Consider the following 25,991-nt stretch of genomic DNA (forward strand, 5'->3'; position numbering starts at 1 on the left):
ATGCAACGTGTTCCATCCCTTAAACTACTGACCGGTTTCGAAGCAGCGGCCCGGCTGGGCAATTTCTCGCGCGCGGCCGACGAGCTGCACCTGTCGCAATCGGCGATCAGCCATCAGATCCAGCAGCTCGAGGCGCAACTCGGGCAGCCGCTGTTCCGCCGGCGCGGCCGCGGCGTCGAACTGACCATTGCCGGCGAGGTCCTGCAGCGCAGCGTGCAGCGCGCGATGGAGACGTTGCGCGGCGGGCTCGACCGCATCGCGACCTATCTGAACCCGGGGCTCGTCGTGCTGGTGTGTCCCGCGGCGTTGCTGCACGGCTGGCTGCAGCCGCGCCTCGAACAGTTGCAACGGATCGTGCCGGACCTGTGCCCGCTGCTGTCGACCGACGAAACGGCGCGCTATGTCGACGAGATAGACGTCGACATGACGATCGGCTCGCGGCCGATGCTGCAGCCGGGCCTGCTGGATATTCCGTTCATGCGGGACGAGTGGGTGACGGTTTGCGCGACGCCGCTGGCGGAGCAGCTCGAACGCGTGCCGCGCGACGAGCACCCGCGGCATGCAGCACTCATCTGCCTCGAAGCCAGCCTGACCGACGAGCGCATGGCGACGGTGTTTCGCGAGCGGCTGTCGGCGTTCCGGATGCACGCGATCTACGACGATCAGCGGCTCGTGCTGGACGCCGTGCTGCGCGGCCGCGGCATCGCGTGCCTGCCGCGCCTCGTCGCGCAGGCCGACATCGACCAGCGCACGCTGACCGTGCTCGCCGACTACCCGCGCCTGCCCGGCACCACGTGGTGGCTGTCGCGCATCGACGGCCCGTCGCGCGCGCCGATCGTCGAGCGGATGTTCGAATGGCTGGTCGAGCAAGGCAGGCTGTCGAGCCCGTCCGATCCGCCGCCGTCGTGATCGAACGCCGCAAAAAAAACGTCCCGCCGGCTGGCGGGACGTTCGTCATGATGCCGATGCGCGCGGTGCGCAACCTGTCACGGTTCGTTGCGCAGGTACCCTTCCTTGCTCGGATCGCGCATCCGCCACGACACGATCAGCGAGATCGCGCACAGCACCGTCACGTACCAATAAAAGGTTTCCTCGCTGCCGATCGACTTGAACCACAGCGCGACATACTCGGCCGAGCCGCCAAAGATCGCGTTCGCGACCGCGTACGACAGGCCGACGCCCATCGCGCGCACTTCCGGCGGGAACATCTCGGCCTTGATGAGGCCGCTGATCGACGTGTAGAAGCTGACGATCGCCAGCGCGACCGTGATCAGCACGAACGCTGCGACCGGGCTCGTCACGTCCTTCAGCGCATGCATCAGCGGCACCGTGCCGATCACCGCGAACGAGCCGAACAGGATCATCGACGTGCGGCGGCCGATCTTGTCGGACAGTGCGCCGAACACCGGCTGCATCAGCATGTAGACGAGCAGCGCGACGGTCATCACGTTGCTGGCCGTCTTCGCGTGCATGCCGGCCGTGTTCACGAGGTACTTCTGCATGTACGTCGTGAACGTGTAGAAGATCAGCGAGCCGCCGGCCGTGAAGCCGACCACCGTGAAGAACGCGCCCTTGTGCCGCCACACGCCGCGGATCGTGCCGGCATCCTTCTTGTCGCGCGATGCGCTCGTCGACGTCTCGTCGAGCGATTTCCGCAGGTACAGCGAGATCAGCGCGGCCGCCGCGCCGACGACGAACGGAATGCGCCAGCCCCACGCCTTCAGTTCGTCGGTCGACAGCGTCTGCTGCAGGATCACGAGCACGAGCAGCGCGCACAACTGGCCGCCGATCAGCGTCACGTACTGGAACGACGCGAAGAAGCCGCGCCGGCCCTTCAGCGCGACCTCGCTCATGTAGGTCGCGCTCGTGCCGTATTCGCCGCCCACCGACAGGCCCTGAAACAGGCGCGCGACCAGCAGCAGCGCCGGCGCGAGCGCGCCGATCTGCGCGTAGGTCGGCAGCACCGCGATTACGAGCGAGCCGCCGCACATCATCAGCACCGAGATCATCATCGCGGCGCGGCGCCCGTGACGGTCGGCGATGCGGCCGAACAGCCAGCCGCCGATCGGACGCATCAGGAAGCCGGCCGCGAACACGCCGGCCGTGTTCAGCAGCTGCGTCGTCGTGTTGCCGCTCGGGAAGAACGCCGGCGCGAAGTACAGCGCGCAGAACGAGTAGATGTAGAAGTCGAACCACTCGACGAGGTTGCCCGATGAGGCGCCGACGATGGCGAACACGCGCCGCCGGGTGTCGTGCGCGGACAGCGCAGCTTGGTCGGTCTGGACGTCCATGGATTGGTCTGTTCCTTTTAATGCTTTCTGGGCGAGACGGCTTGGGGCCGCCGCGTGCGGTCGCACGTGGCACCGGTTCCGGCGGCACGACGCTACGGGATTTTAGCGAAATGTAAAGTAACAGGCTTTCCGGGTTCGTCCGGATGTAGAAGATTTTTCTCCCGCCGCGCGTTCGTCATATGAAAACGCCAGCCCGCAGGCTGGCGTCCGATGCAAACTATTCGAAAGCGACGCTCACACGCGCACCTCCGGCGGCACGTAGCGGCACTCGTAGCGCTTGCGCACGGTGCCGGCCTCGTCGACGCTTTCCAGGTACACGTCGAACTGCCAGAGCCGCGCCATGTGCTTGAGCACCTCGTCGCTGTCGTTCGACAGGTGGCGGTTGTCGGTCATGAAGTGGCGCAGCGTGAGGCTGCGGTCGCCGCGCGTGTTCACCGCCCAAACCTGGATGTTCGGTTCGCGGTGATGGATGTCGTACTGCCGCGACAACGCCTGCCGCACGTACTGGTAGCCGGAATCGTCGTGGATCGCCGACACCTCGAGCGAATCGCGCATGTCGTCGTCGAGCACCGAGAAGAGCCGCATCTCGCGGATCAGGTTCGGCGACAGGTACTGTGCGATGAAGCTTTCATCCTTGAAGTTGCGCATCGCGTAATGCATCGCCGGCAGCCACGGGGTGCCCGCGATCTCCGGAAACCACTTGTAGTCCTCCTCCGTCGGCGCTTCGCAGATCCGCCGGATGTCGCTCATCATCGAGAAACCGAGCGCATACGGGTTGATCCCGCTGTAGTACGGCTTCGTGACGGGCGGCTGGTAGACCACGTTGCTGTGCGAATGCAGGAACTCCATCATGAAGCTGTCTTCCAGCTTGCCCTGGTTGTACAGCGTGTTCAGCAGCGTGTAGTGCCAGAACGTCGCCCAGCCTTCGTTCATCACCTGCGTCTGCCGCTGCGGGTAGAAATACTGGCCGATCTTGCGCACGATGCGGATCACTTCCCGCTCCCACGGCTCCAGCAGCGGCGCGTTCTTCTCCGCGAAATACAGCAGGTTCTCCTGCGGCTCGGGCGGATAGCGGTCTTCCTGCTCCTCCATCAGCTCGGGTTTCTTGCCCGGCAGCGTGCGCCACAGTTCGTTCACCTGCGACTGCAGGTACGCTTCCCGCTCGCGCCGCAGCGCCGCTTCCTTCGACAGCGACGGCTTCTGCGGCCGCTTGTAGCGGTCGACGCCGTAGTTCATCAGCGCATGGCACGAATCGAGCAGTTCCTCGACGCGATCGAGCCCGTAGCGCTCCTCGCATTCCGCGACGTAGTTCTTCGCGTACACGAGATAGTCGATGATCGCGTGCGCGTCGGTCCACAGCCGGAACAGGTAGTTGCCCTTGAAGAACGAGTTGTGCCCGTACGCCGCGTGCGCGATGACGAGCGCCTGCATCGTCATCGTGTTCTCTTCCATCAGATACGCGATGCACGGATTCGAATTGATGACGATTTCGTACGCGAGGCCCATCTGGCCTCGGCGGTAGCTCTTCTCGGTGGAAAGGAAGTGCTTGCCGAACGACCAGTGGCGGTAGTTGACGGGCATCCCGACCGACGCATACGCGTCCATCATCTGTTCGGCGCTGATCAGTTCGAGCTGGATCGGGTAGATGTCGAGCTCGTATTGTTCGGCGACCTGCGAGATGTGCGTGTCGTATTCCTCGAGCAGTTCGAACGTCCAGTCGGACGGGCACGGCAGCGGCTTGCGTTCGGCAACGTTCATACGCGCTTCCTTTTGCCCGGAACCGGGCAAGTCGGCGGCCGGCGGCGGCGGTTCGGCCTGCGCGCGTTGCTGCGATGCGGCAGGGCCGGCCGTGTCGTCGCCGGAGGGGCGCGGCTCGTAGCCGCGCGACTCGTTGTGCAGATGGCGGGTCGTCATGACGTTTCCACCTGCTTTTCGAACAATTCGCGAAACACCGGGTAAATGTCGGCAGCCGATTCCACTTTTTTCATCGCGAGATGCGGTTGCGACAGTGCCAGTTGCGCGTATTCCAGCCACAAATTCTGCTCTTCCGGCGCGACCTGGATATACGCGAAGTAACGCGTCTTCGTGAGGATATCCTCTTCCAGGATTTTGCGACACTTGGGCGAATCGTCGGTCCAGTTGTCGCCGTCGGACGCCTGAGCGCCGTAGATGTTCCATTCGGTCGGCGAGTAGCGCTCGTTCTGCACCTTGCGCATCAGTTCGAGCGCGCTCGACACGACCGTGCCGCCGCTCTCGGTCGAATGGAAGAAGGTATCCTCGTCGACTTCCTCGGCGCGCGTATGGTGACGGATGAACACGACCTCGATGCGCTCGTAGTTGCGCTTGAGGAACAGGTAAAGCAGGATGAAGAAGCGCTTCGCGAGATCCTTGCGCTGCTCGTCCATCGAGCCCGACACGTCCATCAGGCAGAACATCACGGCCTGGCTCGACGGCTGCGGCTGCTTCACGCGGTTGATGTAGCGCAGGTCGAACGGATCGATGAACGGAATCCGCCAGATGCGCCCCTTCAGGTGATGGATCTCGGCCTCGAGCGTCGCGATTTCCGCGCGGCGGTCTTCCGGATCGCTCTTCATCGCCTCGAGCTGGGCCTCGAGTTCGCGCAACTCGTTGACGAGCGGCGAGCCGAGCGCGATGCGCCGGCCGAGCGCGCTGCGCAGCGAGCGCACGACGTCGATGTTGTTCGGCGTGCCTTCCGCCGACCAGCCCGCGCGCACGTTCTTCCAGCTCGGCACCGTCAGCAGGTGCGTCTTCACGAGGCGCGGCAGTTCGAGATCGTCGAAGAAATACTGCATGAACTCGTCGCGCGACAGCTCGAACACGAAGTCGTCCTGCCCTTCGCCCTCGTTGCTCGCCTGACTGCCGCCGCCGCCCGAACCGCCCTGCGGACGCGGGATCTTGTCGCCGCGCACGTAGTCCTCGTTGCCGGGATGCACGTATTCACGACGCCCGCCCGGCCCGTGCCGGAAATTCGGCTCCGCGATGTCCTTGCGCGGAATCGTGATGCTCTGCGTGCTCTGGATATCCTTGATGCTACGGTCGCGCACCGCGTCGGACACGGCACGACGAATGTAGTTCTTGACGCGACGCAGAAAGCGTTCGCGGTTGGCGATGCTCTTGTTCTTGCCGGCCAGCCTGCGGTCGATGATTTGATGAAGCACTGCCGGTCTCCCGCTCGAAAGTCGATATGCCGGGACGCTCGCCGCACATGCCGTCTCCCGTCATGCGGGCGGCGTCCCTGAAAGCGCCCGTGCGGACTCGCCGCACGGGCTCGGTACCGCGCGCGTCATGACGACTTGCGCACGCGCAGGTACCAGTCGCAAAGCAGCCTCACCTGCTTCGGCGTATAGCCCTTCGCGACCATCCGGTTTACAAAGTCCTCATGCTTGCGCTGCTCTTCCGCCGACCCCTTTGCGTTGAACGAAATCACCGGCAACAGTTCCTCGGTGTTCGAGAACATCTTCTTCTCGATCACGACGCGCAACTTCTCGTAGCTCGTCCACACGGGATTCTTGCCGGCATTCGCCGCCCGCGCACGCAACACGAAGTTCACGATCTCGTTGCGGTAATCCTTCGGATTGCTGATGCCGGCCGGCTTCTCGATCTTCTCCAGCTCCGCGTTCAGCGCGGCGCGATCGAAGCTCTCGCCCGTGTCGTGATCGCGGAATTCCTGGTCCTGGATCCAGAAGTCGGCATACGTGACATAGCGGTCGAAGATGTTCTGGCCGTACTCCGAATACGACTCGAGGTAGGCGGTCTGGATCTCCTTGCCGATGAAATCCGCGTAGCGCGACGCGAGCACGTCCTTCACGAAGGACAGGTACTTCTGCTCGGTTTCCGGCGGGAACTGCTCGCGTTCGATCTGCTGTTCGAGCACGTACATCAGGTGCACGGGGTTGGCCGCGACCTCGCTCGAATCGAAGTTGAACACGCGCGACAGGATCTTGAACGCGAAGCGTGTAGACACGCCAGTCATCCCTTCGTCGACGCCCGCGTAGTCGCGATATTCCTGGTACGACTTCGCCTTCGGATCGGTGTCCTTCAGGTTTTCGCCGTCGTACACCTGCATCTTCGAGAACAGGCTCGAATTCTCCGGCTCGTGCAGGCGCGACAGCACCGAGAACTGCGACATCATCTTCAGCGTGCCCGGCGCGCATACGGCCTCGGCGAGCGACGAGTTGCGGATCAGCTTCTCGTAGATCTTGGTTTCTTCCGACACGCGCAGGCAGTACGGCACCTTCACGACGAAGATCCGGTCGAGCAGTGCCTCGTTGTTGCGGTTGTTGCGGAACGCCTTCCACTCCGATTCGTTCGAGTGCGCGAGGATGATCCCGTCGAACGGAATCGCGCCGAAGCCCTCGGTGCCCTTGAAGTTGCCTTCCTGCGTGGCGGTCAGCAGCGGGTGCAGCACCTTGATCGGCGCCTTGAACATTTCGACGAACTCGAGCAGGCCCTGGTTCGCGAGGCACAGGCCGCCCGAGTAGCTGTATGCGTCGGCGTCGTCCTGCGCATACTGCTCGAGCTTGCGGATGTCGACCTTGCCGACCAGCGACGAGATGTCCTGGTTGTTCTCGTCACCCGGCTCCGTCTTCGCAATGCCGATCTGCCGCAGGATCGACGGATAACGACGCACGACGCGGAACTGGCGGATGTCGCCGTTGTATTCGTGCAGGCGCTTGACGGCCCACGGACTCAGGATGCTCTTCAGGTAGCGGCGCGGAATGCCGTACTGTTCCTCAAGGATCGGGCCGTCTTCGTCGTAGTCGAACAGCCCGAGCGGCGATTCGTTGACGGGCGAGCCCTTCAGCGCATAGAACGGCACGCGCTCCATCAGTTGCTTCAGACGCTCGGCGATCGACGACTTGCCGCCGCCCACCGGACCGAGCAGGTAGAGGATCTGCTTCTTCTCTTCGAGCCCTTGCGCGGCGTGGCGGAAATACGCGACCACCTGCTCGATCACTTCCTCCATTCCGTAGAACTCACGGAATGCGGGATAGACCTTGATGACCTTGTTCGCGAAGATCCGCGACAGGCGCGGCTCGTTGCGGGTATCGATGTGTTCAGGTTCCCCGATTGCTGCCAGCATGCGTTCACCAGCCGTCGCGTACGCGGATGGATCGTTCTTGCAGAGCGCGAGATACTCCTCCAGCGAGAGCTCTTCCTCTCGCATTTTTTCGAAGCGGTTCGCGAAGCTGCTGTAAATATCCATGCTACCTCCCTCGCCTGAGTCTGAAGACGTGCCTGCCTTCGTACGACTGCGCAGAAGCAAGCGCGTTCGAATTCATCCTAAACCCATTCTAATTTTTTTTCACGAACTCTTCGTATGAAGTTCGTCATTCTCGACAACACCGGTTGGACAACGCATTTCGTCGTTTTACAATCGACCTCCCGCGCCGCAGAAACTGCATCCATCGCGTCTCGTCGAACAACGGAACGTCTTGTGCGTTGGACACGTCCGACGTCGTCGCGCCCCCCTTCATCCCTATACGTTCGAGCCGTCGTTTACGACGACACGCCGCGCGCACCGTTACAAATTTTCTTGCCGTGCCCCTTACGGAGATACCCGTACGACGGATGCGGGAACACGACGCGCACCGTTGCGCGTATTGCGCGCATCCGTCGGTGCGGGTCGCGCGATGCATGCGACGATGCACGACCGTTCATGCACGCTGTCACATTTTGTCTGCCGCCGAAACAACGACGCCCGCAGGTCGCGGGCGTCGTTCGTCACCAAATGGGGATAGATGCGCGGCGCGCGCGAATCAGAAGGTCTCCCAGTCGTCGGCGCCGGCAGCGGCAGCGACCGGTGCCGCTGCCGGCGTTGCAGATGCTGTTGCGGGCTTGCGTGCCGGCATCGCCGCAGCCATGCGCTTCGGCGGTGCATCGCGATCGTCGCGTGCGGCAGCCTGTTGCGCGGGCACGGCAACCGCAGCCGCGGGTGCGCGCGACGCTTGACGCGCCGCGCCCGGCGCAACGGCGCCCGGGCGGGCGCCTTCGTCGTCGAGCTGGAACACCGACGCCGTTTCACGCAGGCGCGCGGCCTGCTCATCGAGCGACTGCGCAGCGGCCGCGGCCTCCTCGACGAGCGCCGCATTCTGCTGCGTGACCTCGTCCATCTGCGCAACCGCGCGCGCCACCTGGTCGATCCCGCCGCTCTGCTCCTCCGACGCCGCGGCGATTTCGCCCATGATGTCCGTCACGCGCTGCACCGCACCGATCACGTCGCTCATCGTGCGCCCGGCTTCGTCGACCAGCGTGGAACCCGACCGGATGCGCTCCACCGACGCGTCGATCAGCGCCTTGATCTCCTTGGCCGCGGCCGACGAACGTTGTGCGAGGCTGCGCACCTCGCCCGCGACGACCGCGAAGCCGCGGCCCTCTTCGCCCGCGCGGGCGGCCTCGACGGCCGCATTCAGCGCAAGAATGTTGGTCTGGAACGCGATTCCCTCGATGATCGCGATAATGTCCGCGATCTTGGCCGAGCTGTCGTTGATCTCGCCCATCGTGCCGACCACCTGGCCGACCACCGTATTGCCCTTGTTTGCAATCTCCGACGCATTCGCGGCCAGCGCACTTGCCTGGCGTGCATTGTCCGCGTTCTGTTTCACGGTGCCGGTCAGCTGTTCCATGCTCGACGCGGTTTCCTGCAGCGCAGCGGCCTGTTCCTCGGTGCGCGACGACAGGTCGATGTTGCCGGCCGCGATCTGGCGGGCCGCCGTTGCGATCGACTCGCTGCCGCCGCGCACGGTGCGAACCGTGTCGACGAGCCCCCGCTGCATCTTCGCGAGACCGTCGAGAAGCTGGCCCATCTCGTCGCGCCGGTGCACGACGATCGGCCGGCGCAGGTCGCCTGCGGAGATCGCGTCGAAATGCGCGAGCGCGTCCGCGATCGGGCGACCGATCGCGCGGCTCAGCGTCAGCCACGACAGCAGCGCGGCGCCGATGCCGGCCGCGAGCGCGACGATCGACAGCACGCGCAGTGTGTCGAACACCGATTGCGCGTGATCGAAGCCCACCTTCGCAGCGGTGAACTGGAAGTTGCGAAGTGCCTCGCTCGCCACCGCGAGGTCGTTGTAGCGTGCCTGGAGCTGCTTCGCGCCGTCGCCGATGCGATCGCGCTGGTCGGACCCGACGATGCTCGCGAACTCGTCGCAATTGCGTTGCAGCGCCTGCCGCTTTGCGGCGACATCCTGCGCCAGGCGATCCTCCTCCGCGTCGCGCGGCAGCGCGAGATACTTCTGCCACCACGCGTCGGACTGCACGCGCATCCCGCGGCTGCGCTCGATGGCCGCCGCCGAGTCGGGCGTGCCGGACAGCAGCGCCGCGCGGTCGAGCGCGAGGCGCTCGCGCGCGGCGAACATTTCCGCGACCGCCACGTCGACCGCGCTCGGCATCTGGTTCGTGAAAATCTCGCCCGTCGAATCGTTCGCACGCGTCATCCCGTACAGCCCGAGCACGCCGGTTACGCCCAGCAGCACCGCCAGAAACGCCATCGTCAAACCGATGCGCGCACGAATCGTCAGATTCCTGAAGACCATTATCCTTCCTGTGTTGCGTCGTCATGAACGGGCCGGGCCCGTTGGCTCGAAGCATTGCTTCACTTGGTGCATTTACGACCGCACGCCGCACAACTTGATGGTTTTCAAGTCATTTTTTCGAATTATTTGTCAGATTATTACAGATGACTAAACAATTGACGCGAAATCCGGTGGGTTCGACAAACAGGAGAGGACCAGGCCTGCGGGGCGCCGGCCAGTGGCAGGAGGCACGGCCGGCCGTCTCGTGCGACGGGCCGGCCGTGATGCGCAATCGGGGATCCGGAATCGGGCCCTATTCGGCCAGTTCCGCGAGCGTCGGAATCGACGGCTGCGCGCCCGCTCGCGTGACCGACAGCGCCGCCGCGCGTTGCGCGAAGCGGATGGCCGTGTCGACGTCCGCGCCGGCCGCGATCCGCGCGGAAAAACCGCCGATGAAGGTATCGCCGGCCGCCGTCGTGTCGACGGCCTGCACGGCCGGCGCCGGATAATGCCGCGCGATGCCGTCGGCCGTCAGCGCGAGCACGCCGCGCGCACCGAGCGTCACCAGCACGTTGCGCGCGCCGCCGGCTTGCAGCGCACGCGCGGCGGCTTCGGCATCGGCCGGATCGCGCACCGGCAGCGCGGTCAGCGCGGCCGCCTCGACCTCGTTCGGGATCAGGTAATCGACCAGCGGCAGCCAGCCGTCCGGCAGCGGCGCGACGGCCGGGGCCGGATTGAGCACCACCGTGCGGCCGAGCCGCCGCCCGGCCGACAGCGCCGCGAACACCGCGTCGGGCGGTGTCTCAAGCTGGCAGATCAGCACGTCGGCCGACGCCAGCGCGGCTTCGTGCCGCGCGATCGTATCGGTCGTGACCTCGCCGTTGCCGCCCGCGACGATCACGATGGCGTTCTGGCTCGCATCGTCGACGACGATCAGCGCGACCCCGGTCGACGCCGACGCACTCGTCGCGAGCCCCGTGCAGTCGATGCCCTCGGCTTCGAGGCCCGCGCGCAGCGCGGTGCCGTGCGCATCCGCGCCGACGCAGCCGATCATCGCGACCTGTGCGCCGAGCCGAGCGGCGGCGACGGCCTGGTTGCCGCCCTTGCCGCCCGCCGCCTGCGCGAACGCGTGCCCGGCGAGCGTTTCGCCCGGCAGCGGCAGCCGTGGCGCACGCACGACGAGATCCATGTTCAGGCTGCCGACCACCGTCACGCGGCCGGCGCCCACAGCGGGCGCCGTCATGCGCGACCGCCGGATGCAGCCGGCTCGCGGTAGACCGCCGTCGATTCGCGCAGCACGAGGCGCGGCGACACTACGCGACGGCGGCTCGGCACGGCCGTCGAGCCGCCGCCGATCCGCTCGATCAGCGTCTGCGCGGCCATTTCGCCGAGCGCGCGCACCGATTGGCCGACCGTCGACAGCGCCGGATACGTGTAGCGGGAAAATTCGATGTCGTCGAAACCGATGATCGAGCAGTCGTCGGGCACGCGCATTCCGCGCTCGGCCGCCGCGCGCAGTGCGCCGACGCCCATCAGGTCGTTGCCCGCGAAGATCGCGCTCGGCCGCACCGATTCGAACAGCCGCGACGCCGCGTGATAACCGCCGAGGCACGAGAAATCGCTTTCCGCGATCGCACCCGGCACGATGTCGACCCCGCGCTCGGCCATCGCGCGGATGAAGCCATGCACGCGCATCGCGCTGACGGCCGTGTCGGTCGGCCCGGTGATGCAGCCGATCTTCGCGTGCCCGAGTTCGAGCAGGTGGCGCGTCGCCAGGTACGCGCCGCGCTCGTGGTCGATCTGGACGAGATCGGCCGCGAGCCCCTCGATGTTGCGGTCGACGACGACAAGCGGCGCATGCGTGTCCGCGAGCGTCTGCGCCAGCACCGCATCCTCGCCCGCCGACGCGACGATCAACCCGTCGATGCGCTTTTCCTGCAGCACGCGCAGGTAGTTGCGCTGCTTCACGGGATCGTCGTCCGAATTGCAGAAGAACACGCAATAGCCGTTGGCCGCGCACTGATCCTCGATGCCGCGTGCAAGCTCCGCGAAGTACGGATTCGTGCTATTCGGCACGACGAGGCCGATGGTCGCCGTCGACCGCGCCTTCAGCGAGCGCGCCACGGCCGACGGCACGTAGTTCAGCTCGCGGATTGCGCCCTCGACCTTCGCACGCACATCCGCGGACACCGGCCGCGAATTGTTCACCACGTGCGAGACGGTCGTAAACGACACGCCCGCCATGGCCGCCACATCCTTGATCGTCGCCATTTCCCGTTCTCTCTGGTCTGTTCTGTCTGTCTTTCTATCGCGCGCGCGCGCGCCGGCTGCGATACGTATCGAGCACGACCGCCACCACGATCACCGCGCCGGTGATGATCCGTTTCGTCGGCTCGTTCGCGCCGACCTGCGCCAGCCCCGCGGCCAGCACGGAGATGATCAACACGCCGAAGAACGTGCTGATCACCGAGCCGCGCCCGCCCATCAGGCTCGTGCCGCCGATCACGACAGCTGCGATCACCTGCAGTTCGAGGCCCGCGCCGGCGTTCGGATCGGCCGCCTCGAGCCGCGAAATCTGGAACAGCGATGCCAGCCCCGCGAGCGCGCCCATCAATGCGAATACGAGAATTTTATACGGTCGCGGGTTAACCCCTGCAAGTCGGACGGCTTCCTCGTTCGTGCCGATCCCGACGAGATAGCGTCCGAACACGGTGCGCGTGAGCACGAATTGGGCCGCGATCATCACCGCGACCGCAATCAGGAACGCCGGCGAGATGCCGAGCGCGATCGGGTTCGACAGGAAATCGAACGCGTCGCCGATATAGGCCGTGCGTGAATTCGTCAGTTGGTACGCGAGGCCGCGCGCGGCCTCCAGCACGCCGAGCGATACGATGAACGACGGGATTCGCCAGCCGACCGTGACCGCGCCCGTCAACGCGCCCGTGGCGGTCGCGACCGCGATCCCGATCAGCGCGGCCGGCAGCGGCCCCCATTGCCATTTCAGCGCGGCGACGCTGACCATCGACGCGGCGAGCGCGAGCACCGAGCCGACCGACAGGTCGATCCCGGCAATGATCAGCACGAAGGTCATCCCGACCGACATCACGACGAGATCGGGAATCTGGTTCGCGATCGTGCTGAACGTGTCGTAGGTCAGGAAATGCGAGCTCAGCACCGAAAACAGCGCGATCATCGCGGCCAGCGCGCCGGCGAGCCCGAGATAGTTCGACAGGCCGAGCCGCGTGCCGGACAACGTACGCGCGCGGCGCCCCGTCAGGTCCTGCTGTGCGCCTGCATCGGTCGGAGATACGGGAGGCTGGGTCATTGCTGTCGTCCTGTCGTCGAAGTGCCGGGAGCGGCGCCCTGCGCCGGCCCCGCATCCGGATGCTGCGCGCCGCCCGGCGTCGCTTCGCGGCCGAAGCCGGCGAACGCCGCAGCCAGCAGCGCATCCTGGGTCCAGTTGCCGCGCTCGAACACGGCGGTCATGCGCCCGGCCGACATCACGCCGATCCGGTCGCAAATCAGCATCAGCTCGCGCAGATCGCTCGACACGACGACGAGCGCGCGGCCTTCGCGCGCGAGCGCGCCCATCAAAGTGTAGATCTCGAATTTGGCGCCGACGTCGATCCCGCGCGTCGGCTCGTCGAACAGCAGCACACCCATGTCGCGCGCGAGCCAGCGGCCGATCACGACTTTCTGCTGATTGCCGCCCGACAGCTCGCCGACCGCCTGCGCGGCGCCGTGCGTGCGGATTCGCAGCGCGTCGATCTGCCGCTCGGCGAGCGCCGTTTCGCGCGCGGTGTCGACGATGCCGCCGCGCGCGAGCCGGTCGAGCTGGCCGAGCGACACGTTCGCGGTGACCGACTGCGACAGCAGCAGCCCTTCACCCTTGCGATCCTCGGTAATCAGTGCGATGCCGTGCCTCACCGCATCGACGGGCGAACCGATCCGCGCCGGTTTCAGCGGCTGGCCGACCGCGATCATCCCGGCATCGGGCGTATCGGCGCCGTAGATCAGCCGCAACAATTCGGTGCGCCCCGCACCGATCAGCCCCGAAATGCCGAAGATCTCGCCCGCGCGCACCTCGAGCGACACGTCCTGCACGGCCGACCCGCGTGTGAGGCCCGACACCACGAGCCGCGGCGCGCCGATATGACGCTCGCCGAGATCGATGTGCTCGCCGATCTCGCGCCCGACCATCAACGTGACGAGCCCGTCGGACGTCATCGCCGCCATGTCGCCCGCATGCACGAGCCGGCCGTCGCGCAGCACCGCGACGCGCTCGGCGACGCGCGCGAGCTCCTCGAGACGATGCGAGATGTAGACGATCGCGACACCGCGCGCCTTCAGCCGGTCGATCTGCTCGAACAGCAGCGCGACTTCGCGCGCGGTCAGCATCGCGGTCGGCTCGTCGAGAATCAGCACGCGGCAATCGCCGATCAGGTTGCGCGCGATTTCGACCATCTGCTGATGGCCGATGCCGAGCGCGCCGACGGGCGTATCGGGATCGACAGTGTCGAGCCCGACCTGCGCCATCGCGACACGCGCGTCGTCGCGCAGCCGCGCGCGATCGATGATCCCGAAGCGCCGCGGCAGACGGTTCAGGAACAGGTTTTCGGCAATAGTCAGCGTCGGCAGCAGGTTCAGCTCCTGCATCACCATGCGCACGCCGAGCGCCTCGGCCTGCGTGCGGCTCGCCGGCGCATATGCTTGGCCGCCGAGCTGCATCGTGCCGGTAGTCGGTTCGACGAGCCCGCCGATGATCTTCGACAGCGTGCTCTTGCCGGCGCCGTTCTCGCCCGTCAGCGCGAGCGCCTGTCCCGCCGCGAGCGTCAGCGTGACATCGGCGAGCACGGGTTCGGCATAGGTCTTGCCGATGCCGGAAACGGACAGCACCGGGCTAGCTGAACGGGAGGGTTGGAAGGTCGGTTCCATCGCGATCCTGGTTGCGGCCGCGCGCACGCGGCGCGCGGGGGTGACGCTCACAAGTGCATGTGCATGCAGTGGCCGTGATCGCGCTCACACCGGATAACGGCCGCCGCGCCGGATTCTTGAGGACGGCGGCCGCGCCGGCGCGGCGTCACTTCGTCACGAGATCCACCGGCGTCTCGACCACGCCGGACATGTCGGCCTGCTTACGATGCTCGGAGATCGCCTTGAGCGCCGTGTCGATGCCGAACACGGCCTGCTTCGCCGCGTATTGATCGGCGGTCGCGAGCACGCGGCCGTCCTTCAGCATCGGCTTGATCGCGTTGATGTTGTCGTAGCCGACCACGGTCACCTTGCCCTGCTTGCCGGCCGCGCGCACGGCCGACACGGCGCCGATCGCCATGTTGTCGTTGCCGCACAGCAGCGCCTTCAGGTTCGGGTATTCATTGAGCATCGCGGCAGCCACCGCATTGCCCTTGTCGATCTCCCATTCGCCTGACTGCACCGACACGACCTTCATCCCGCCCGCCTTCATCGCGTCCTGGAAGCCGGCCGTACGCTGCTGCGCATTGGTCGTCGTCGACACGCCCTCGACGATGCCGACCTGGTCGCCCGCCTTCAGCTTCTTCGCGAGGTAGTCGCCGATCTTGCGCGCGCCCTTGCGGTTGTCGGGGCCGACGAATGGCACGTTCAGGTTCTTCGACTTCAGTACGTCGGGATCGAGCCGGTTGTCGATGTTCACGACGACGATGCCCGCGTCGACGGCCTTCTTCACGACCGGCACGAGCGCCTTCGAATCGGCCGGCGCGAGCACGATCGCGTCGACCTTCGATACGATCATCTGCTCGACGATGCGGATCTGGTTCGCGGTGTCGGTCTCGTCCTTGATGCCATTGGTGATCAGGTCGAACTGATTCGCGTTGTGTTTCTGGTATTCCTTCGCGCCGGTTTCCATGGTCAGGAAGAACTCGTTGGCGAGCGACTTCATCACGAGCGCGACCTTCGGCTTGGCCGAAGATTGAGCGTGGACGGCCGGTGCGGCGGCGACCGCGACGGCGGCGAGCGCGGCGGTCAGGAAGCGACGGCGAAAGCGGACATTCATACACATCTCCTGGCGACTGGCCCGAAGGGCCGGACTGTTGTTCGACTGTTGTTTTAATGTGAGCAAACGTTTGCGCCACACTACCCGGGCAATGGCCATCGATGCTGCTATCGGTACCACGGAATGGAAGCGAGGCAGACGGCCGACTGCCTGGCGCGTGCTGTCGTTTACGCGCCGCCGCCGGCTGGAAGCCGGCGGAGTGAAAGCTATGCTGTACCGATTCGCTTCGACGCGCAACCTGTCTGATCAATATTTAAGGGTTTGTTCGGAGTGCGCGATAGTGCGTCGCGACGCGCAAAAACCACACTTGCGGAAGCCGCCGCGCGTCACGCCGGGTCCCGCGGCGCCGGTTGGTCTTCATCGGCCGACGGCGGCTCGCCGAAACGGTTCGCATGCGGTGTGCCGGCGATGAAGCCGTTCATCACGAACAACGCGATCGCGCCGACGATCGGCACGAAGAGCAGCAGCATCCACCACCCCGACTTGTCGATGTCGTGCAGCCGCTTCACGCCGACGGCAATCGACGACCACACTGCGACGACCGCGATCGCGAGCAGCACGAGCATCGCCAGCAGCGGCAGATCGTCGTCCAACGAACCGTGGGAGCCCGCGTCGAAAATCGCGCTGACCAAGGCGGAAACCAGTGCGTAGATCCACCACGGCATACGCCCGATCCGGCCTTCGAAGGAAAAGAGAAACCATTTGAGATTCATTGTTTACCTCTTCTTCGTGCGTGTTGCGCGCTGCGCGAGCTGTCGTCGAATGTGTCGGACCCGGCCGGCCTTGCGCGCGTTTTTCCGAATGCGGATTGCCGGCCGGCGACGCTTTCCGCGCGTCGTCTCCGCGCTGCGCGTTGCACCGCAGGTGCTGGGGCCGACCAGTCGGGAAGGCTGCCGTTCAACGGCCCGCCCGTCAGCCGGCATTCATGCGCATTGAATCATATCTTCCGACGAGTGGCCCGTTCGATATGGCGGCAGCGAAGCGTTCGAACGTGCCGTCTTGTTTTTCTGGCGGCAGGCGAACGCATGCCGGTCGCCGTCCGCGGCGAATCGGATTCGAAAGATGGAAACCGCGACTGCGGTCGATGGTTCGATGAGTCGACCAACCATGACGGTGGCACACCCGCCGCTGCCCCGCGCATCGCCTCCGGCGAGCGCATGCCGCGCCGCCCAGGGCAACAGCCCGGACGGCGCGCGAAGCGCTGCCGTCAGACGGCTTCGCGCAACTGCCCCGCGATTTCCGCTTCGTTCAGGTGCGGCGCGAACATCTCGATCAGCCGGTATGCATACGCGCGCAGGAACGCGCCCTTGCGCAGCCCGACCCGCGTCGTGCTCGCCTCGAACAGGTGCTGCGTATCGAGCGCGACGAGGCCCGTGTCACGCTGCGGATCGTAAGCCATCGCCGCGACGACCCCGATCCCCATCCCGAGCTCGACATAAGTCTTGATCACGTCCGCATCGATCGCGGTCAGCACGACGTCGGGCACGGCGCCTGCCTGCGCGAACGCCTGGTCGATGTGCGAGCGACCCGTGAAATCCTGGTCGTACGTGATGATCGGGTACTCGGCGATTTCCTCGAGCGTCAGGTTCTCGCGGCCGACGAGCGGATGGCCCTTCGGCACGACGACCGTGTGGTGCCACGAATAGCACGGGAACGTGACGATGTCCGGATAGCGGTCGAGCGCCTCGGTCGAGATGCCGAGATCGGCCTCGCCGTTCAGGATCATCTGCGCGATCTGCTGCGGGCTGCCCTGACGCAGCGCGAGATGCACCTTCGGGAACACGTCGGTGAACTGCCGGATCACCTTCGGCAACGCGTAGCGCGCCTGCGTGTGAGTGGTCGCGACGACGAGGTGGCCGCTGTCCTGGTCCGCGAACTGGCGTGCGACGCGGCGCAGGTTCTCGGCGTCGAGCAGCATCCGCTCGATCAACTGGTGCACGGCCTTGCCGGGCTCCGTGAGGCCCGTCAGCCGCTTGCCGCGCCGAATGAAGATGTCGACGCCCAGCTCATCCTCGAGATCCTTGATCTGTTTCGACACGCCCGACTGCGACGTGTACAGCACGTTCGCGACTTCCGTCAGGTTCATGTTCTGGCGCACCGCTTCGCGCACGAACCGCAATTGCTGAAAATTCATGGGTATGCCTCTTAGGCTGTCGTTGTTTGATTGTCGAATCGGAGCGAATTCCGCCCCCTGCCCTGTATTCTCGCTTCAACGCGCGGGAAACACGCGCACCGCGCGCGGCACGGCCGTCGCGCCGTCGCCGACCCGCAGCGAAAGCGCACGCCATGCATCGCGATCGAGTTCCGCCTCGAGTGCGCCGCCCGCCCGCGCCTCGAGCTCGACGCGCACCGAACCGCCCAGCGGGATCACGCGGCGCACGTCCACGGCGATGCCGTCCCGGTGCCCTTCGCCTGTCGGCCAAAGCTGCAGGTCGTGCGGCCGCACGTAAGCGTTCGCGGGGCCCGCGAAGTCGGCGTCGACCTCGATCGGCGCAGCCGCACCCTCGGCGACGAAGCCGCGCCCGGCGACCGTACCCGGCAGCCGGTTCGCCGCGCCGAGGAACTCGTACACGAACGCGCTCTGCGGATGATCGTAGACGTCCTGCGGGCTGCCGACCTGCTCGACGTGGCCGCGGTTCAGCACGACGATTCGATCCGCCACCTCCAGCGCCTCCTCCTGGTCGTGCGTGACGAAGATCGTCGAGATGTGCAGGTCGTCGTGCAGACGGCGCAGCCAGCCGCGCAGTTCCTTGCGAACCTTCGCATCGAGCGCGCCGAACGGTTCGTCGAGCAGCAGCACCTTCGGCTCGACCGCGAGCGCACGGGCGAGCGCGATGCGCTGGCGCTGGCCGCCCGACAGCTCGGACGGGTAGCGCTGCGCGAGCCAGTCGAGCTGCACGAGCTTCAGCAGCTCGTGCACCTTGTCGCGAATCGCGGCTTCCGACGGCCGCTCGCGGCGCGGCTTCACGCGCAGCCCGAACGCGACGTTCTCGAACACCGTCATGTGGCGGAACAGCGCGTAGTGCTGGAACACGAAACCGACCTGACGGTCGCGCGCGCCGACCGACGCGACGTCGAGCCCCTGCAGCACGACCTGGCCGGCGTCCGCGTGCTCGAGGCCCGCGATCACGCGCAGCAGCGTGGTCTTGCCGCAGCCGGACGGCCCGAGCAGCGCGACCAGCTCGCCGGCAGGGAAGTCGAGCGACACGTTGTCGAGCGCCGTGAAATCGCCGAAGCGCTTCTGAAGGTTACGGACGGTGATACCCATTCTGGTTGCCTCTTTACGATTTCGACGAAACGGCGGCAGCAGGGCCGACATGTGCGGGAACGGCGTCGCGCGCGCCGGCCAGTTCGGCGGCGAGATGACGCTCGGCGAGCAGCTTCAGCGCGAGCGTGACGAGCGCGAGCAGCGCCAGCATCGACGCCACCGCGAACGCCGCCGCGAAGTTGTATTCGTTGTACAGAATCTCGACGTGCAGCGGCATCGTGTCGGTCACGCCGCGGATGTGGCCCGACACGACCGATACCGCGCCGAATTCGCCCATCGCGCGCGCGTTGCACAGGATCACGCCGTACAGCAGGCCCCACCTCACGTTCGGCAGCGTCACGCGGCGGAAGATCTGCCAGCCCGACGCACCGAGCACGCGCGCGGCTTCCTCTTCGTCGGTGCCTTGCGCCTGCATCAGCGGAATCAGTTCGCGCGCGACGAACGGGAACGTGACGAAGATCGTCGCGAGCACGATGCCCGGCACCGCGAAGATGATCTGCACGTCGTGATCCTGCAGCCACGGCCCGAGCCAGCCCTGCGCGCCGAACAGCAGCACGTATACGAGGCCCGAGATCACCGGCGACACGGAGAACGGCAGGTCGATCAGCGTCGTCAGCAGCGCCTTGCCGCGGAATTCGAACTTCGCGATCGCCCACGATGCGCACACGCCGAACACGAGGTTCAGCGGCACGGCGATCGCGGCGACGGTCAGCGTCAGCTTGATCGCCGCCCATGCGTCGGGATCGGCCAGCGATTCGAGATAGAAGCCGACGCCCTTTCTCAGCGCCTCGACGAACACCGCGGCGAGCGGCACGACGAGGAAGAACGCGAGGAACACCAGCGCGATGCCCGTGAGCAGCCAGCGCACGACGCGCGACTCGCTGACGGGGTCGAGCCGGTTCGCGGCGCGCCCTTGCGCGGCCGACGGCGGGGTTTTCAGCACGACGGTGGCCTCCTGGCTCATTGCTGGCCTCCTGCTGCGGTTGCGGTGACGGTCGAGGGCGCGGGGCCGCTTGCGCCCTTGCTCGTACGGCGCTGCAAATACCATTGCAGCGTGTTGATCAGCAGCAGCATCAGGAACGACACGACCAGCATCACGACCGCGAGCGCGGTCGCGCCCGCGTAGTCGTATTGCTCGAGCTTCGTGATGATGAGCAGCGACGTGATCTCGGATTTCATCGGCACGTTGCCGGCGATGAAGATCACCGATCCGTATTCGCCGAGCGCGCGCGCGAACGCCAGCGCGAAACCGGTCAGCAGCGCCGGCAGCACGGCCGGCAGCACGACGCGGCGGAACGTCAGCCAGCGCGACGCGCCGAGGCACGCGGCGGCCTCTTCCTGCTCTCGCTCGAAATCCTCGAGCACCGGCTGCACGGTGCGCACGACGAACGGCAGCCCGATGAAGGTCAGCGCGACCAGCACGCCGGCTGGCGTGAACGCGATCTTGATGCCGAGCGGCGCGAGATACTGGCCGACCCAGCCGTTGGTCGCGTAAACGGCCGCGAGCGAGATGCCGGCGACCGACGTCGGCAGCGCGAACGGCAGGTCGACGATCGCATCGACGAGGCGCTTGAACGGGAACGTGTAGCGCACGAGCACCCACGCGACCAGGAAGCCGAACACGGCGTTGATCAGCGCGCCGCCGAGCGCGGCCGAGAACGTCAGCCGGTACGACGCGAGCACGCGCGGCGACGTGACGGCGGTGACGAACTGGTCCCACGACAGCGTCGCGGTCTTCAGGAACGTGGCTGCGAGCGGAATCAGCACCACGAGGCTCAAATAGGCCACCGTGATGCCGAGCGTCACGCCGAAACCGGGCAGCGCGCTCGGCTTGCGAAAGGTGTACGTCGTCATCGGATGCTCTTGCTGGGTCGATGCTGCTCATGGGCCCGACGCAAACGCCGGCGCGATGAATTGCGCCGGCGGCCCGTCGGGGATGCGGCGCGCTCTCGTGGCGCGCCGCTGTCGTTATGGCGTTACTGCGGCTTGTAGATCGAGTCGAACACGCCGCCGTCCGCGAAATGCGTCTTCTGCGCATTCGTCCAGCCGCCGAACGTGTCGTCGACCGTGTACAGCTTCAGCTTCGGGAACTGCTTCGTCAGTTCCGCCGGCACGTTCTTCGAACGCGGCCGGTAGTAGTTGCGTGCCGCGATCTCCTGGGCCTGCGGGCTGTACAGGAAGTTCAGGTACGCGTCGGCCAGCTTGCGCGTGCCCTTCTTGTCGACCACCTTGTCGACCACCGCGACGGGCGGCTCGGCCAGGATGCTCACCGACGGCACGACGATCTCGAACTTGTCGGTACCGAACTCCTTGACCGACAGGAATGCCTCGTTTTCCCACGCGATCAGCACGTCGCCGATCCCGCGCTGCACGAAGCTCGTGGTCGCGCCGCGCGCGCCCGAATCGAGCACGCCCGCGTTCCTGTACAGCTTCGTGACGAACTCCTTCGCCGTCTGCTCGTTGCCGCCCGGCTTGTGCACCGCATACGCCCACGCGGCCAGGTAGTTCCAGCGCGCGCCGCCCGACGTCTTCGGGTTCGGCGTGACGATCGAGATGCCCGGCTTGGTCAGGTCGTCCCAGTCCTTGATCCCCTTCGGATTGCCCTTGCGCACGAGGAACACGATCGTCGACGTGTACGGCGACGCGTTGTCGGGCAGGCGCTTCTGCCAGTCCTTGTTGACGAGCCCCTTGTTCGCGAGCGCGTCGATGTCGTACGCGAGCGCCAGCGTGACGACGTCGGCCTGCAGGCCGTCGAGCACCGAGCGCGCCTGCGCGCCCGAGCCGCCGTGCGACTGCTTGAAGTTGACCGTCTCGCCCGTCTTCGCCTTCCACTCCTTGCCGAACGCCTGGTTGAAGTCCTGATACAGCTCGCGCGTCGGGTCGTACGACACGTTCAGGAAGGTCGTATCGGCCTGGGCGTGCGTCGCGACGCCCAGCGCCGCCGCCACGCCCAGCGCGAGTGTTGCGATCAGGCGGCCCACTCCGCCCGCCAGCCCCGTATTGCGCTTCGCCATCATTGGTTCTCCAGTGTTGTCGGTATTGCGATGTCGGGCCAGTCTAACGAACGGGTTACATGATTAAAAATAATCGTTCTTCATTTTTTAATACTCAAAAGTGCTAACGCATACGGGATGGACGGTTGCGGCGGATGAACCGGCGTTCGGACGTCGCGAAATCGCGCCGGAACCGGCGTGATCGCGTCGAACTTCAAGTAACGCTTGAAATTCGCGAAGTACTGTATAAAAATACAGCTCACTGTCTATCCATACAGTTGAGCCATGACCAAACTCACCGCCCGTCAGCAGCAAGTTTTCGACTTGATCCGTCGCGCGATCGAGCGCTCCGGATTCCCGCCCACCCGTGCCGAAATCGCGGCCGAACTGGGCTTCAGCTCGCCGAATGCGGCCGAGGAACACCTGCGCGCACTGGCGCGCAAGGGCGTGATCGAGCTGGCCGCCGGCGCATCGCGCGGCATCCGCCTGCTCGGCATCGACGACGCCCCGCACCAGTTCACGCTGCCGCACGCCGGCCTGATGCAACTGTCGCTGCCGCTCGTCGGCCGCGTCGCGGCCGGTAGCCCGATCCTCGCGCAGGAGCACATCTCGCAGCATTACGCGTGCGATCCCGCGCTGTTCTCCAGCAAGCCTGACTACCTTCTGAAGGTGCGCGGCCTGTCGATGCGCGACGCCGGCATTCTCGACGGCGACCTCCTCGCCGTGCAGAAGCGCACGGAAGCGAAGGACGGCCAGATCATCGTCGCGCGTCTCGGCGACGACGTCACGGTCAAGCGCCTGATGCGCCGGCCGGGTGGTCTCGAGCTGATCGCGGAGAACCCGGATTACGAAAACATCTTCGTCAAGGCCGGCAGCGCGGAATTCGCGCTGGAAGGCATCGCCGTCGGGCTGATCCGCTCGGGCGAACTCTGACATTCCGTCTCGCTGAGGAGAACACCATGGAACGCCTTGCCCGCCTGCTGCCTTTCCGTCAATTCGGTCGCCTGCGTCATCTGCGCGGCCGCACGCCTTGCGCACCGCTGTCCGCGGCAGCGCCCGTGAAAGAAGAAGTCGCAGTCGAACGGCAGGCGTCCCTGCTGCCGTCGGCGCTCCCCGCTTTCGCGCGGGTATCGCTGAACGCCGGCCTGAATCATGCGGAACCCGCGCGCCGCGCGCCGGTGCGCGTCTATCACGGCCGGTCGCGCCTGATCATGGTCGGTACGATCGATGCCGTGTGCCGGATGATCGATCGCTGCATCGCGGAGGAACGATCGGCCGCGCAAGGCGGTCTCTGATTGCGGAACATTCCCGCACCGGAGGCAACGTGACTGGATCTTCGGGCCGCACATGGCGGCCCAGCCCCCTGCTGATCGTCCTGCTGGCCATCGCCGTCGTTGCGGCGATCGGCTACGCATACGCATCGCCATACGTCGCGCTCGGTCGCCTCAAATCGGCGATCGATGCGCGCGACGCACCGGCCATCAGTGAATATGTCGATTTTCCGTCGCTACGCATCAGCCTGAAGCAGCAGGTCACGGAAGAGTTGATGCGCCGGATCGACGCGGTGAAGAAGGACAATCCGTTCGCGGTGATCGGTGCGCTGATCGGGTCCGCGCTGATCGGCCCGCTGGTCGATGCGTACGCGACCCCGGAGGGCGTGGCTGCGCTGATGAGCGGATTGCCGCCGCGCGGCAATCCGGGCGAGCGTCCGCCCGAATGGTCGAATCCGCCGCAAGGCAATGCACCGGCCGACACGCCGGCCGCACCGCCGGCCAATCCGGCTCCGGCGAGTGCAGCCGTTCCAGCCAGCAACGCGGCCGCAACGGCTGCGCCATCGCCGGCATCGGCCGCTGCCGCACCGGCCAACGTGAACGATGCAACGCACACGCCGAATCAGCGGCAAACCAGCGCCGGCTACCGGAATGTCGACGAATTCGTCGTGACCTACCAGCGCAACGCCGACGGCACGCGCTATGCGGCAATATTTCACCGCTTCGGGCTGTTTTCGTGGAAATTGTCCGCGATCGACCTGCATGCGTAGCCGGTCACGCGCGACGCCCGCGCCGCGGATGCGGTGCGGCGCCTGACCGGCGCGAATCGCCGGTCAGGCAATCATCGCGTCATTGAATCATTTGCCGCTCGCCGTGGCCGCTTCACGCTCGCGCGCGATTTCGGCCTTCTGCTCCTCCGCCGACGAACACGCAACCAGAATGCTGCAGTTCACGCGATCGAGCAGTTGCGTATTGCCCGACCCCATCCACCATCTCGACAGCCCGCTGCGGCACCGGTGGCCGACGACGACGAGGTCGACCTTCAGCTCCGACGCGAGATTCGCGATTTCGTCGATCGGATAGCCGAATGCGAAATGGCCTTCGGCCTGCACGCCGCGCTCGCGCAGCCAGTTCACACCTTCCTGCAGGATTTCGCGCGCGGTTTCTTCGAAGCGGCCGCACGCGACGTCGGTCAGCAGACCCGCGCTTTGCGCAATGCTCGAACGCATGTCGACGACCGACAGCAAGTGCGTTTCGGCCTTCAGGTCCATTGCGAGATTGGCGCCGCAACGCAGTGCCTTGCGCCCTTCGAGCGAGCCGTCATAACACAGCAAAATCTTGTTGTAGCTAGCCATGAAACCTCCCTATCGCGACAACGAGCCTACGCATTCATCATGGTGCGCCGCAATTCAGGACGCAAGGGATGGAAAACGCTGATTCGCGCCGCTCGGCGCGTGCGCGATGATGCGGTGCACGATCGGTGCGCACATGCATCGCACCGTGCAGGCCTGCCCTGAAGAGACGCAGCCGATGCACTAGAATGGCTCGTTCGCATTCCAGCAGGCCATAACGTGCCGGCGTCGCGCACTTCGGTCATGCCCTGTGACACGCATTCGCCCGATCCGTTCGCCAACCGGCCACGCATCAGGCGGCGGAACGCACCCGCTTACAACGACAACATGCCCATGTCCGTCGCACCGATCGATCTCCGCAACGTCGAAAAGCGCTATGGCGACAAGCTCGTCGTCAACGGCCTGTCCTTCAACGTGCAGGCAGGCGAATGCTACGGCCTGCTCGGGCCGAACGGCGCGGGCAAGACCACCACGCTGAAGATGCTGCTCGGCCTCGCGTACCCCGATGCGGGCACCATTTCTCTGTGCGGCGAACCGGTTCCATCGCGTGCACGGCTTGCGCGCCAGCGCGTCGGTGTCGTGCCGCAGTTCGACAATCTCGACCCCGATTTCACCGTGCGCGAGAACCTGCTCGTGTTCAGCCGCTATTTCGGGATATCGGCTCACGCTGCGCGCGCGCTCGTACAGCCGCTACTCGAATTCGCGAAGCTCGAGAACAAGGCCGACGCGAAGGTCGGCGAGCTGTCGGGCGGCATGAAGCGCCGCCTCACGCTCGCCCGCGCGCTCGTCAACGATCCCGACGTGCTGGTGCTCGACGAGCCGACGACGGGCCTCGATCCGCAGGCGCGGCACCTGATGTGGGAGCGGCTGCGCTCGCTGCTCGCGCGCGGCAAGACGATCCTGATCACCACGCATTTCATGGAAGAAGCCGAACGCCTGTGCGACCGCCTGTGCGTGATCGAGGAAGGCCGCAAGATTGCCGAAGGCGCGCCGCACGCGCTGATCGAATCGGAGATCGGCTGCGATGTGATCGAGATCTACGGGCCCGACCCGGCCGCGCTGCGCGACGAGTTGTCGGCGTTCGCGAAGCACACCGAGATCAGCGGCGAGACGCTGTTCTGCTACGTGACCGACCCGGAGCCGCTTCGAGCACGGATCAAGGGTCGTACGGGGTTGCGCTATCTGCATCGCCCGGCCAATCTGGAGGATGTGTTCCTGCGGCTCACGGGCCGCGAAATGCAGGACTGATC

At 65.8% G+C, this 25,991-nt stretch carries 22 protein-coding genes; 5 read left to right on the top strand and 17 right to left on the bottom strand.

Going from position 1 to position 25,991, the window contains the following annotated elements:
- Entirely contained in the window at positions 1–909 is a 909-nt protein-coding gene (locus OEJ37_RS15800) for a LysR family transcriptional regulator (protein ID WP_263344809.1), read from the top strand.
- A 77-nt stretch (positions 910–986) separates the two neighbouring features.
- Here OEJ37_RS15800 and OEJ37_RS15805 read toward each other — a convergent pair whose 3' ends face one another.
- The 16 genes from OEJ37_RS15805 to OEJ37_RS15880 all read right to left on the bottom strand — a co-directional run bounded on the left by OEJ37_RS15805 (position 987) and on the right by OEJ37_RS15880 (position 22,139).
- Positions 987–2,291 (bottom strand): MFS family transporter, encoded by a 1,305-nt coding sequence (locus OEJ37_RS15805; protein WP_072441484.1) that lies wholly within the window; start codon positions 2,289–2,291, stop codon positions 987–989.
- A gap of 234 nt (positions 2,292–2,525) precedes the next feature.
- Positions 2,526–4,205 (bottom strand): SpoVR family protein, encoded by a 1,680-nt coding sequence (locus tag OEJ37_RS15810; protein WP_174418767.1) that lies wholly within the window; start codon positions 4,203–4,205, stop codon positions 2,526–2,528.
- Positions 4,202–5,470 (bottom strand): YeaH/YhbH family protein, encoded by a 1,269-nt coding sequence (locus tag OEJ37_RS15815; RefSeq protein WP_034184124.1) that lies wholly within the window; start codon positions 5,468–5,470, stop codon positions 4,202–4,204. Before OEJ37_RS15815 ends, OEJ37_RS15810 begins: the two co-directional genes overlap by 4 nt.
- Before the next feature lie 125 nt (positions 5,471–5,595).
- Positions 5,596–7,518: a PrkA family serine protein kinase gene (locus tag OEJ37_RS15820; protein ID WP_034184123.1), complete on the bottom strand. Its 1,923-nt coding sequence runs from the start codon at positions 7,516–7,518 to the stop codon at positions 5,596–5,598.
- A gap of 553 nt (positions 7,519–8,071) precedes the next feature.
- Positions 8,072–9,847, bottom strand: a complete 1,776-nt coding sequence (locus OEJ37_RS15825; RefSeq protein WP_263344811.1) for a methyl-accepting chemotaxis protein — start codon at positions 9,845–9,847, stop codon at positions 8,072–8,074.
- 292 nt (positions 9,848–10,139) lie between these two features.
- The gene (rbsK, locus tag OEJ37_RS15830; RefSeq protein ID WP_174418769.1) at positions 10,140–11,069 is read right to left on the bottom strand and encodes a ribokinase; all 930 of its coding nucleotides are present in this window, start codon (positions 11,067–11,069) and stop codon (positions 10,140–10,142) included.
- Positions 11,066–12,097, bottom strand: a complete 1,032-nt coding sequence (locus OEJ37_RS15835; RefSeq protein WP_174418770.1) for a LacI family DNA-binding transcriptional regulator — start codon at positions 12,095–12,097, stop codon at positions 11,066–11,068. Before OEJ37_RS15835 ends, rbsK begins: the two co-directional genes overlap by 4 nt.
- A gap of 34 nt (positions 12,098–12,131) precedes the next feature.
- Entirely contained in the window at positions 12,132–13,151 is a 1,020-nt protein-coding gene (locus OEJ37_RS15840; RefSeq protein WP_152863816.1) for an ABC transporter permease, read from the bottom strand.
- Positions 13,148–14,761, bottom strand: a complete 1,614-nt coding sequence (locus tag OEJ37_RS15845) for a sugar ABC transporter ATP-binding protein (RefSeq protein ID WP_263344812.1) — start codon at positions 14,759–14,761, stop codon at positions 13,148–13,150. The genes OEJ37_RS15840 and OEJ37_RS15845 overlap by 4 nt, the downstream gene beginning before the upstream one ends.
- Positions 14,762–14,906: 145 nt before the next feature.
- Positions 14,907–15,857: a sugar ABC transporter substrate-binding protein gene (locus tag OEJ37_RS15850; protein ID WP_263344813.1), complete on the bottom strand. Its 951-nt coding sequence runs from the start codon at positions 15,855–15,857 to the stop codon at positions 14,907–14,909.
- A 326-nt stretch (positions 15,858–16,183) separates the two neighbouring features.
- On the bottom strand, positions 16,184–16,570 hold the full coding sequence (locus tag OEJ37_RS15855) for a DUF805 domain-containing protein (protein ID WP_263344814.1): 387 nt from the start codon (positions 16,568–16,570) through the stop codon (positions 16,184–16,186).
- Positions 16,571–17,064: 494 nt separating this feature from the next.
- Positions 17,065–17,991, bottom strand: coding sequence for a CysB family HTH-type transcriptional regulator (locus tag OEJ37_RS15860; protein ID WP_089500129.1), 927 nt, complete (start codon positions 17,989–17,991; stop codon positions 17,065–17,067).
- A gap of 75 nt (positions 17,992–18,066) precedes the next feature.
- The gene (locus OEJ37_RS15865; protein WP_175944593.1) at positions 18,067–19,125 is read right to left on the bottom strand and encodes a sulfate/molybdate ABC transporter ATP-binding protein; all 1,059 of its coding nucleotides are present in this window, start codon (positions 19,123–19,125) and stop codon (positions 18,067–18,069) included.
- A 13-nt stretch (positions 19,126–19,138) separates the two neighbouring features.
- Positions 19,139–20,089 carry a sulfate ABC transporter permease subunit CysW gene (gene cysW / locus OEJ37_RS15870; RefSeq protein WP_174418774.1) on the bottom strand — a complete coding sequence of 317 codons (951 nt, stop codon included), beginning with the start codon at positions 20,087–20,089 and terminating at the stop codon, positions 19,139–19,141.
- Entirely contained in the window at positions 20,086–20,979 is an 894-nt protein-coding gene (gene cysT / locus OEJ37_RS15875; RefSeq protein WP_174418775.1) for a sulfate ABC transporter permease subunit CysT, read from the bottom strand. The genes cysW and cysT overlap by 4 nt, the downstream gene beginning before the upstream one ends.
- A 122-nt stretch (positions 20,980–21,101) precedes the next feature.
- Positions 21,102–22,139: a sulfate ABC transporter substrate-binding protein gene (locus OEJ37_RS15880; RefSeq protein WP_263344815.1), complete on the bottom strand. Its 1,038-nt coding sequence runs from the start codon at positions 22,137–22,139 to the stop codon at positions 21,102–21,104.
- A gap of 264 nt (positions 22,140–22,403) precedes the next feature.
- Between OEJ37_RS15880 and lexA the strand changes: the two genes are divergently transcribed.
- Genes lexA through OEJ37_RS15895 form a run of 3 tightly spaced genes read left to right on the top strand, consistent with a single transcriptional unit; the run spans position 22,404 to position 24,159 of the window.
- Complete coding sequence (gene lexA, locus OEJ37_RS15885) at positions 22,404–23,051, top strand: transcriptional repressor LexA (protein ID WP_009689103.1); 648 nt, start codon at positions 22,404–22,406, stop codon at positions 23,049–23,051.
- Between the two features lie 26 nt (positions 23,052–23,077).
- Positions 23,078–23,413 (top strand): hypothetical protein, encoded by a 336-nt coding sequence (locus OEJ37_RS15890; protein ID WP_034184111.1) that lies wholly within the window; start codon positions 23,078–23,080, stop codon positions 23,411–23,413.
- Between the two features lie 29 nt (positions 23,414–23,442).
- Positions 23,443–24,159 (top strand): DUF2939 domain-containing protein, encoded by a 717-nt coding sequence (locus OEJ37_RS15895; RefSeq protein WP_263344816.1) that lies wholly within the window; start codon positions 23,443–23,445, stop codon positions 24,157–24,159.
- Between the two features lie 87 nt (positions 24,160–24,246).
- Here OEJ37_RS15895 and OEJ37_RS15900 read toward each other — a convergent pair whose 3' ends face one another.
- Complete coding sequence (locus OEJ37_RS15900) at positions 24,247–24,744, bottom strand: universal stress protein (RefSeq protein WP_034184109.1); 498 nt, start codon at positions 24,742–24,744, stop codon at positions 24,247–24,249.
- Between the two features lie 330 nt (positions 24,745–25,074).
- On the opposite strand from OEJ37_RS15900, the gene nodI reads away from it, so the two are divergent.
- Positions 25,075–25,989, top strand: a complete 915-nt coding sequence (gene nodI / locus OEJ37_RS15905; protein ID WP_174418778.1) for a nodulation factor ABC transporter ATP-binding protein NodI — start codon at positions 25,075–25,077, stop codon at positions 25,987–25,989.
- Positions 25,990–25,991 lie beyond the last annotated feature (2 nt).

This window comes from Burkholderia sp. BKH01 (assembly GCF_025685725.1).
GTDB lineage: Bacteria > Pseudomonadota > Gammaproteobacteria > Burkholderiales > Burkholderiaceae > Burkholderia > Burkholderia pyrrocinia_C.